This is a genomic window from Coprobacter sp. (assembly GCF_982436375.1).
On the sequence record NZ_CEWDCG010000116.1, the window covers coordinates 1 to 9,751 of the forward strand.

Here is a 9,751-nt window from a genome sequence, read left to right on the forward strand (position 1 = left end):
CCGGTGTGGCCAACCGCAACATGATTTCTCCGAATGTGACTACTTTTTTGCTCATGGTTCAAATATAGTTATAAAATATCAGTGTGCAAATATACACTAAATCTTTGATTTTAAACAATCGATTGCGCAAAAATAAAAACAAACTTTTTAGCTTTATTTTAGACGCTTGTCAATAAATGTGTTACAAATTTCGTGTTCGTTGACGGGATTTGCAGTTGTACTATTCTTTCAGAGAATCGGACAGGTGTTCTTTTATGACATATTTTTTGACCATTTTGAAAAGATTGGAGGCAAAGACAAAGTCATTTAACGCTTTATTATCCGAAGTAAAAATTTCTTCATTATTTCCGACCCATTCTTTGTGCCCTTTGTCTAAAAATACTATATTTTCTCCGATACCCATAACCGAATTCATATCGTGCGTGTTGATGATTGTCGTAATGTTATATTCACGAGTAATATCTCGAACCAATTCGTCAATGAGAATGGAAGTACGAGGATCTAATCCGGAATTAGGCTCGTCACAAAATAAATATTTTGGATTTAGCGCAATCGCTCGGGCGATCGCAACACGTTTTTGCATACCTCCGCTTATTTCAGAAGGAAAAAGGTCGTTTGCTCCTTTCAGGTTTACTCTATCCAGACAAAATTCTGCACGCTTTATCCGTTCGGCTAAAGATTTGCGAGTAAACATCTTTAGCGGAAACATGACATTTTCTATTACGGTCAGAGAATCGAATAGTGCCGATCCCTGAAACAACATTCCTATTTCGGAGCGTAAGGCTTTAACTTGCGCTCCGGACATTTGTAATAAATCTTTGCCGTCATATAGTATTTGTCCGGATTCTGGATGTAATAATCCGACAATCGATTTCATCAATACGGTTTTCCCTGATCCGCTTTGTCCGATGATCAGATTCGTTTTTCCGGTGTGAAAGGTCGCAGAAATGTCATGCAAGATAGTTTTACCTTCAAACGATTTTGTAACATTTTTAATTTCTATCATTGCAATAATATTTTGGTCAGTAAAACATCGAGTAATAAGATGGTTACGCTGCTTACAACTACAGAGTCGGTACTTGCCTGCCCTACCTCAAGAGCACCGCCTTTTACTTTATAGCCGTAAAAAGATGCTACGCTGCTAATTACAAATCCGAAAAAAAGAGATTTGATGATCGAGTACCAGATATAATATTCATTAAAATATGATTGTAGTCCGTAAACATACCGGGATGTCGGAATAATTGATGTAAAAATACTTACCAGATACCCTCCGAATAATCCGGTAAACATGCTGAATGCTACCAAGATGGGGATAAACGTTACTAATGCCGTGATTTTAGGTAAGATGAGATAATTGGCCGAATTTACCCCCATGATATCCAGTGCGTCTATCTGTTCGGTTACACGCATTGTCCCTATTTCGGATGCGATGTTAGAGCCTATTTTTCCTGCAAGGATAAGGCACATTATAGATGATGAGAATTCGAGCAGGAGGGTATCTCTCGTTATTAAACCTACCGTATAGGGGGGAATCAACGGAGACATAATGTTCAAAGATGTCTGTATGGCTATAACAGCACCGATAAACAGAGAGATCGTTACCACGATAGCAATAGAGTCTATCACGAGTTGATAAACTTCCATTATATATCGTCTGAAAAATTCGCTCCATCGGTCGGGAATCGAGAAAACTTTACCCATTAATAAAATATATTCGCCGAACTTGTTTAGCGATTTTAATATAAACATATTTTTTCGTTTTTAATAGATACCATTTCAGTAAAAAGAGTATTCTTTTTACGACAACAATATGTATATTTTAATGAGAGCCTGTTTAAAATTTCCAATAAAGAAATATAATCAGGTCATCTTTGCATTTTCTTTCGGTCTGTTTTTCCGTTTTTACTCGATAGCCAGCTATCCTCTTCATAAAAACTATAAAACATTCTCAAAAGAAGCTCTCAAACCTGACCCGAGTAAAATTTAATCAGACTCTACAAACTTAGGGAAAAATTTTCAGGCATGGCTGTTTTAAACTTAAAAATTGATATAAAATACCTTTATCTTTCATTTGCATACAGTGTAACAGTTCTTTATAAGAATATTTAAAAAACGAAAAAAATAAGGAAATGGAAAATTTTCATGAAAAAATAAATGTATATTTGCGCATATAAAATGTATTAAAGTCGGCTTGTCATACTCTTACACACCTAAATATGCGATGTGAATCGCTGAGCTCCTAAAAAACGGTTATATTACCGTCTACAACACCAAAGAGATAAAGACGGGCTGGCTTTATTTTTTTATGTTTATAAAATTTAGAACGCTAAATTACCGAAGTTCATGAAAATCTTTACCTTTGCAATAAAAATAATCAGTCGCAAGTAAATCAGATATCAGGAATGTCAGAAAAGTTTATCCCGAATGTTGAGACAGAAAAAAATACGACGGATACCCGTATCGTGTCGGATGACGATTTGATGGTATTGAGAACCGAAAATTTAGTGAAGAAATACGGACAACGTACGGTTGCCAATCATGTCTCTATTAATGTAAAACAAGGTGAGATTGTCGGTTTGTTAGGACCGAACGGAGCTGGAAAGACCACGACTTTTTATATGACTACCGGTTTAGTCACCCCTAATGAAGGGCGTATTTTTCTGAATGATCTTGAGATTACGAAGTTTCCCGTATATAAACGTGCTCAGCATGGAATCGGATATTTAGCGCAGGAGGCTTCGGTGTTTCGTAAAATGTCGGTTGAGGATAATATTTTATCGGTTTTGCAAATGACCGGAAAGAGTAAGGAATTTCAGAAAGAGAAATTAGAAAGTCTGATTGCTGAATTTCGGTTACAAAAGGTAAGGAAAAATTTGGGAGATCAGTTGTCCGGGGGAGAAAGACGACGTACGGAGATTGCTCGTTGTCTGGCTATCAGCCCTAAGTTTATTATGCTTGACGAACCTTTTGCCGGGGTTGACCCGATTGCCGTAGAAGATATTCAGTATATTGTATATAAGCTTAAAGAGAAAAATATCGGAATTTTGATTACCGACCATAATGCTCCTGAGACTTTGAGTATCACCGATCGGGCATATATGTTGTTTGAGGGTAAGATATTATTTCAAGGAACTTCTGAAGAGCTGGCCGTCGATCCGGTAGTTCGGGAAAAATATCTTGGGCGTAATTTTATTTTTCATCGTAAGAAATTCGATTGATTTTTCGAGGAATATACCGCGGTAGTTTTTTATATCCGTAACGACTTTTTTTGTAGATATTTATATAAGGTATAGCTGCATAGGACAAAAAGTATCAAACTATATACGGCAATATCCCAAGTACCGTTTTCCATAGTACCGAGTTTTTCAAAGTAAGAAAGTTCGTATCCCTGATTTTCTATATAACGGAAAACAACGGTTATACTGTTATTAAAAAAATGTGCGGTTATCGGTAACCATATATTTCCTGACCATACGAGCAAATATCCGAAAAAAGCTCCGAGCAACATGCGAGGAATAAATCCGAAAAACTGAAAATGTACAGTGCTGAATATTATTGCTCCGATCCATATTGCGGCATGTTTGTTACCTGTTTTTTCCCATAATAGCTTTTGAAGGAGTCCTCTGAACAAGGCCTCTTCCCCTATACCGGTCAGAATGCCGATAACAAAAATCAATAATACCAGAGCTCCTAAAGAATGTACGTTTAGTAGTTGATCGGTAATCAGTTGGGCTGAGGCTTCTTTATTACGCATCCATGTTTCAATAGCCGAAAATTTCTCGGGCAATGACAAAGACTGATTCCAGCTAATGACTAAATTCATGAAGGGTACAAATACGATCATACAGATTATAACACCAATAAGTGCTGTAACAGTCGGTTTTTTATCCATTTTCAAGTATGAAAACGGACGGGGGCTGAATAGTCCGGCTGCAACTACGGCTGTGGAAATAAAAAGAAAAATACATTGGATGGACATGCTTCCTACAAGAATATCCGATTGGGATAAAATGTTGCTAAAACCGGTGCTGAATAACCATATCAATATTGCCGATATGATGAGCATTATCAGCATAATACAAAGCGTAATGAATATTTTCGTCCAAAAAGAAGCTGTTCCGTATATATTTGAAAAAGTCATATTTTATGAATGTTAAAAGCTTGCCGATCGGGTTATAATTAAAATAAGAATAAGTAATAGCGTAAATATCAGTTGATTTCGAGCAGTTTTCCCTAAAATCGGATTCAGTTCTGTTCCTTTCTTTTTTGTCATTGCATACCAAGTTTTCAGGTGTATACTTAAATATAGAATAGCGGCAATATAGCCGGTTATGCTGGTCGTGAACCAGATAGTTCCGGTAACAGCTAATGCTGCAATTCCATTCAAAAGGTATGCGTATTCTGCAAATTTATGCCCAAATAATACAACGAGTGTTTTTTTATTCGAAGTTTCATCAGTCTCTTTATCCCGATAATTGTTGACCATAAGAATATTGACTGATAATAAGCCCATAGCTATGCTGCAAAGAAACACTTGCCGCTCGAAATAAAGGGACTGGACATAAAAAGAAAGATTGACAGCTATGAGTCCGAAAAAAATGAATACGGCGATATCTCCCAATCCGTGGTAGGATAGGGGATAAGGTCCTGCAGAATAAGCTATTGCAAAAATTGCGATAAATATACCGGCGATGAGCAGTTTCCAACCGCCTATGGGGATAAGTAAACAGCCGGTAACGCAAGCTAAAGCCAATGTCAGTATTGTTGCCAGAAGCATAGATTGGGGAGAGATATCACCGGATGCTACGGCTCGACGCGGTCCTACACGATCAGAATTATCGCTTCCTTTTTTATAGTCGAAGTAATCGTTGCCGAAATTTGAAGCAATTTGAGCCAATAATGCGAATATAAGGCATATTGCAGCTGCATATCCGTTGAATGTATTCTGATACCATGCGTATGCCGAAGCTGCAATTACAGGACTTACCGATGTCGGTAAAGTACGGGGACGGGCAGCCTCTATCCATTTCTTTATCATTGAAACTCTATCTTAAAGTTCTTCTTCGTTTTCCTTTTGTACGATACCGAAACAAGCTTGTATCGCTTTACGTATTGTTGCGGCATCTTCTTTGTCTTCTTTCAAAATCGAAAGCACAAAGCTAAGATATTTTTCTTTATTTGCCAATCCGCATAAATGAGTCACTCGGCTTTGTGGTAGCATCCCTTTTTGATTATATACTCTTAAAATGGCCGGATAATCTTCATTTTCAGCATATCGGATAAACTCCTCGAGAATATTTCTATATATAGAGTCCGTGTCTATATTATCGGTCAACGTTTCTATATGCCGGGTAAACTCTTCGATGGTGTTTAAACGCCGGTCTATCGTGTATTCGATTTCTCTGCGGGTGCGGTGACGGGTGTGTAGTAAGGCTTGAGATTCTATATCCTTTTTGAAAAGAGCTATTACGTTCTGTTTTACAGCATGAAACACTTCGTCTTCATTCTGTAACATTCTTCTGGCAATTACTCGGATTATAGGTTCGAGCATTAGCAGATTTTCTACTTCAGCAACATCCGGAACATAAATGTTTCGTTCTCTTAAATATTTGATTTCATGCGGTGTACGTCTGTCCCTATCTACAATTCCTTTTGATTCGAGATGATGAAATCCTTTCATTTCGGCAAAAGCTTTAGTCGTTTCTATGACCTTAGAGCATCCTCCGAGCGGTTTTACCATATATTCCGGGAAAATATACGGGTATAATTTTATATCGATACTGGATGAGTCCGTGCCTTCTATAAAAAGAATAGGTTTCCGGCTTCCTAACAGTTCAAGATAAACTTCTTCTGGAAAAAGTTCTTGATTTTCTATGAGTTCGTAATCCCAAGAGTGTTGATCTGCGTCGTATGATTTTACCCATATTCTTATTCCTCCGGTTCTTGTCGTTGCGAATTCTATATCGTGTGTCAGATATACAAATGTGCAGTCGGGGCGTTCTTGTTCTATATAATCCCATAAAGAACTCATGATCGAGCGATGCAGATGAACTTCCGGATCTTCGATAATCAAAATAGAGTCGGGCGATGCCGATAGTGCCGCTGCGATTAGATAGAATACCACCCTTTCGCCTTGACTCATGCGCAAAGCATTATATGGATTATTACATTTATCCGATATGATTTCCAAACGATCAGGTTTGCGTAATAGCCGACTGTGTGGAAATATTTTTTCCCATATAACTTGAGTTCTGTCGAGTTTTGTAACCGGGATGGCTACTCCGATCTCATTCTTTAACCGTTCTTTATATTCCGTTAGCGTTTTGAACTCTTCATATTGAAGTAGGCAAAACAGTTGCTCGAATTCCGTTTGCGTTTGAGAAGCCGGTTTTTCGCTGAAAGCTTCTTTAAACTGTCGGGCAATAGAGTTGGGAGAATCGGGAGAGTCAGGAACGATACAAACCGAGTTCAGTGCGGATATGCGAAATGTCTGTTCAGGATATTCCCGTTCTATTTCTTCTCCGAAACGACTCTTGCCTGCGCCGTTTGCACCGATTATGACTATATTATGAGGGTTCTGTAAAACAATTCTTTCCGATAAATCGTTTTTAGGAGGTAATGTGATTTCCATATACAAACATGTTATCTTTAGAAAAACTTGTATTTCTCAAATGTACGGAATTATCATTTATAAAAGTGCCCGACTGCCATTTTTTTTTTATTTTTGAGGCAGATATAATTTAAAAACGGAATATTATGTTTTCAGGAATTGTAGAAGAAGCAGCTACCGTTGTGGCTCTTAAAAAAGAACAGGGAAATTTGCATTTGACTCTTTCTTGTTCGTTTACTGACGAGTTGAAAATAGATCAGAGCGTGGCGCATAACGGAGTATGTCTAACCGTGGTGAGTATAGAAGAAGGGGCATATACCGTGACAGCGATTCAAGAAACTCTTGACAGAAGCAATCTGGGCTTGTTGAAGGTCGGCGATAAAGTCAATCTCGAACGAAGTATGGTGATGAACGGACGGTTAGACGGGCATATCGTTCAGGGACATGTTGACCAGACAGCTCGTTGCACTGCTGTAGAAGAAGCCGATGGCAGTTGGTATTATACTTTTGTATATGATTTTGACAAAAAGAAAGCTCGCGAAGGATATATGACAGTGGAGAAAGGATCGGTAACGGTAAACGGTGTGAGCCTTACGGTTTGCAATTCTAAAGATGACAGTTTTCAGGTAGCTATAATTCCTTATACTCATGAACATACGAACTTTCATCAGATTACAGTCGGGAGTGTAGTAAATCTTGAATTTGACATTATCGGTAAGTATATCAGCCGCATGATGAAGTATTCTGATTAAATCTGCATATATGGATTTCCTTTCTCTTGTAAAACAGCGGCAGAGCGATCGGGCTTTTGATCCGGAACGTTCTGTCGAGCCGGAAAAGCTGGAGCGCATTTTAGAGGCGGGACGGCTTGCCCCGTCATCCTGTAATTCGCAACCTTGGCATTTTATCGTAGTCGATGATCCGGAGTTGAAAAATCGTGTAGCAGATGCGACATCGAATCGTATATTGAACATTAACCACTTTACCAAACAAGCTCCGGTACATATTGTTATTGTTGAGGAAAGTGCTAATATTTCTGCCGGTTTGGGAGGTTGGATCAAGCGGAAGCATTTTCCGCATATCGATATTGGAGTAGCCGCAGCACATATTGTTTTGGCTGCGGCTGCCGAAGGATTGGGCAGTTGTATGCTGGGGTGGTTCGACGAAAAAGCCATGCGTAAGGTTTTGGGAATTCCTTCCGGAAAAAGAGTTATACTCGATATTGTAATAGGATATTCGGTGCAGGAACATCGTGATAAAAAAAGAAAATCGGCAGATACGGTAATATCTGCCAATCACTATTGAATGTGAATGAGAAATAAGAGCGTGTACAATTTTGTACACGTTTTTTTTTACATTACTTTTGTAAGCGAATCAGAAAATTACCATAATGAGCGATCAACGTTATAATCTGCGCGGCGTTTCCGCATCGAAAGAGGATGTTCATAATGCCATAAAAAATATAGATAAGGGAATTTTCCCGAAAGCCTTTTGTAAAATTATTCCTGATATTCTCGGGGGAGATCCGGAGTATTGCAATATCATGCATGCCGACGGGGCGGGGACAAAATCTTCTTTAGCGTATATATATTGGAAAGAAACCGGAGATCTTTCGGTTTGGAAAGGGATTGCCCAAGATGCGCTTATTATGAATATCGATGATCTTTTGTGTGTCGGTGCTACTGATAACATTCTTGTGTCTTCGACCATAGGACGGAATAAATTGTTGATTCCCGGTGAGGTCATTTCTGCCATTATTAACGGTACGGACGAATTGCTTTCGGAATTGCGTGAGTTAGGTGTAAACGCTTATGCTACCGGAGGCGAGACAGCCGATGTAGGGGATTTGGTGCGTACGATTATTGTGGATAGTACGGTGACATGCCGGATGAAGCGGTCGGATGTCATATCGAATCATCGTATACAGGATGGTGACGTTATCGTAGGTATGGCCTCATTCGGACAGGCTACTTATGAAAAAGAATATAATGGAGGCATGGGTAGTAATGGCTTGACTTCTGCACGTCATGATGTTTTTTCTAAATATTTAGCTGAGAAATATCCCGAAAGTTATGATGCGGCTGTTCCTGAAGAGCTTATCTATTCCGGAGGACTTCGTCTTACAGACGAGATCAAGGGATTGGGGCTTGATGCAGGTAAACTTGTATTGTCGCCTACCCGTACTTATGCACCAGTAATTAAAAAATTATTGGATTATATGAGGCCGGAAATACATGGTATGGTACATTGTTCGGGTGGAGCACAAACTAAGGTAATGCATTTTGTAGAAGGTGTGAAAGTCACGAAAAATAATCTTTTCCCTGTTCCGCCTCTCTTTAAGATGATACAAGAACAGTCGGGAACTGACTGGCAGGAGATGTATAAAGTGTTTAATATGGGACATCGTATGGAAGTGTATGTGACACCAGACCGAGCACAAGAAGTCATAGATATTACCCGCTCATTCGGGATCGATGCCCAGATTATCGGATTTGTCGAAAAAGCTGATAAGAATAGTCTCGTTATCGAATCGGAATTCGGACATTTCGAATATTAGAACTTCTGGAAATGATAAAAAAAACAAACCGTTCGCCGGAATTTTTCATTTCCGAAGAACGGTTTGTTTTTTATTGTTTTATCCGATAAATTTTGTTGTTTTATTTTACCGGAATTTGTTTCGGTTCTTTAGATTCGGGAAGAGCCTTTTTGGGAATTGTGACACTTAATATGCCATTTTCCTGCTTAGCTTCAATCCCATCCTTATTGATATTTTCCGGTAAAACCAAAGTTTGACGAAATTGAGAATAGGAGAATTCCCTTCTTAGGAATTTGCCTTTTTTATCTTTTTCTTCATTTTCTTTTTTATTTTCCACCGTGATTATAAGATGATCATTATCGTCTATGCGAACGCTGAAGTCATCTTTAGTCAGACCCGGAGCAGCTATTTCTACTTCGTATTCTTTATCGTTTTCGATAATGTTTACAGCAGGTGCTGAACTGTTGGATTTTGCGATCCATTCGTTTCCGAAAAAATCATTAAAGATACCGGGTAACCAGTTTTGAGAATGTTTTGCAGGTGTCATAATTGTACCTCCTAAAAATTAAATTAAACATATAACTATTAAGTAAAAAAACTTT

The 9,751-nt window shown here is 38.5% G+C and carries 11 protein-coding genes; 5 read left to right on the plus strand and 6 right to left on the minus strand.

The window, feature by feature from the left end; genetic code table 11:
* Positions 1-220 precede the first annotated feature (220 nt).
* On the minus strand, positions 221-1,006 hold the full coding sequence (locus AC1WHX_RS07730) for an ABC transporter ATP-binding protein (RefSeq protein ID WP_009317629.1): 786 nt from the start codon (positions 1,004-1,006) through the stop codon (positions 221-223).
* Positions 1,003-1,746, minus strand: coding sequence for an MlaE family ABC transporter permease (locus AC1WHX_RS07735; protein ID WP_195596639.1), 744 nt, complete (start codon positions 1,744-1,746; stop codon positions 1,003-1,005). Before AC1WHX_RS07735 ends, AC1WHX_RS07730 begins: the two co-directional genes overlap by 4 nt.
* 659 nt (positions 1,747-2,405) lie before the next feature.
* Here AC1WHX_RS07735 and lptB point away from each other — a divergent pair.
* Complete coding sequence (lptB, locus tag AC1WHX_RS07740; RefSeq protein WP_009317627.1) at positions 2,406-3,221, plus strand: LPS export ABC transporter ATP-binding protein; 816 nt, start codon at positions 2,406-2,408, stop codon at positions 3,219-3,221.
* A 29-nt stretch (positions 3,222-3,250) separates the two neighbouring features.
* On the opposite strand, the gene AC1WHX_RS07745 is transcribed toward lptB, so the two are convergent.
* Positions 3,251-3,826 (minus strand): CPBP family intramembrane glutamic endopeptidase, encoded by a 576-nt coding sequence (locus AC1WHX_RS07745; protein ID WP_303116641.1) that lies wholly within the window; start codon positions 3,824-3,826, stop codon positions 3,251-3,253.
* Here AC1WHX_RS07745 and AC1WHX_RS07750 point away from each other — a divergent pair.
* Positions 3,825-4,160 carry a hypothetical protein gene (locus AC1WHX_RS07750; protein WP_278585844.1) on the plus strand — a complete coding sequence of 112 codons (336 nt, stop codon included), beginning with the start codon at positions 3,825-3,827 and terminating at the stop codon, positions 4,158-4,160. The two genes, AC1WHX_RS07745 and AC1WHX_RS07750, sit on opposite strands and share 2 nt — an antisense overlap.
* Here the strand turns inward: AC1WHX_RS07750 and AC1WHX_RS07755 are convergent.
* Together AC1WHX_RS07755 and AC1WHX_RS07760 are read right to left on the minus strand one after the other, a co-directional pair.
* Positions 4,157-5,041 (minus strand): 1,4-dihydroxy-2-naphthoate polyprenyltransferase, encoded by an 885-nt coding sequence (locus AC1WHX_RS07755; protein WP_122338390.1) that lies wholly within the window; start codon positions 5,039-5,041, stop codon positions 4,157-4,159. The two genes, AC1WHX_RS07750 and AC1WHX_RS07755, sit on opposite strands and share 4 nt — an antisense overlap.
* A 12-nt stretch (positions 5,042-5,053) precedes the next feature.
* Positions 5,054-6,634 carry a DUF4435 domain-containing protein gene (locus tag AC1WHX_RS07760; RefSeq protein WP_122338391.1) on the minus strand — a complete coding sequence of 527 codons (1,581 nt, stop codon included), beginning with the start codon at positions 6,632-6,634 and terminating at the stop codon, positions 5,054-5,056.
* 125 nt (positions 6,635-6,759) lie between these two features.
* Here AC1WHX_RS07760 and AC1WHX_RS07765 point away from each other — a divergent pair, with 125 nt between their 5' ends.
* From AC1WHX_RS07765 to AC1WHX_RS07775, 3 genes are all read left to right on the plus strand, one after another.
* Positions 6,760-7,365, plus strand: coding sequence for a riboflavin synthase (locus AC1WHX_RS07765; protein ID WP_009317623.1), 606 nt, complete (start codon positions 6,760-6,762; stop codon positions 7,363-7,365).
* A gap of 10 nt (positions 7,366-7,375) precedes the next feature.
* Positions 7,376-7,918 carry a nitroreductase family protein gene (locus AC1WHX_RS07770; protein ID WP_022602119.1) on the plus strand — a complete coding sequence of 181 codons (543 nt, stop codon included), beginning with the start codon at positions 7,376-7,378 and terminating at the stop codon, positions 7,916-7,918.
* Between the two features lie 85 nt (positions 7,919-8,003).
* Positions 8,004-9,170: an AIR synthase-related protein gene (locus AC1WHX_RS07775; RefSeq protein WP_009317621.1), complete on the plus strand. Its 1,167-nt coding sequence runs from the start codon at positions 8,004-8,006 to the stop codon at positions 9,168-9,170.
* 100 nt (positions 9,171-9,270) lie between these two features.
* Here AC1WHX_RS07775 and AC1WHX_RS07780 read toward each other — a convergent pair whose 3' ends face one another.
* A complete protein-coding gene (locus tag AC1WHX_RS07780) occupies positions 9,271-9,696 on the minus strand; it encodes an Hsp20/alpha crystallin family protein (RefSeq protein WP_009317620.1) in 426 nt (141 codons plus the stop codon).
* Positions 9,697-9,751 lie beyond the last annotated feature (55 nt).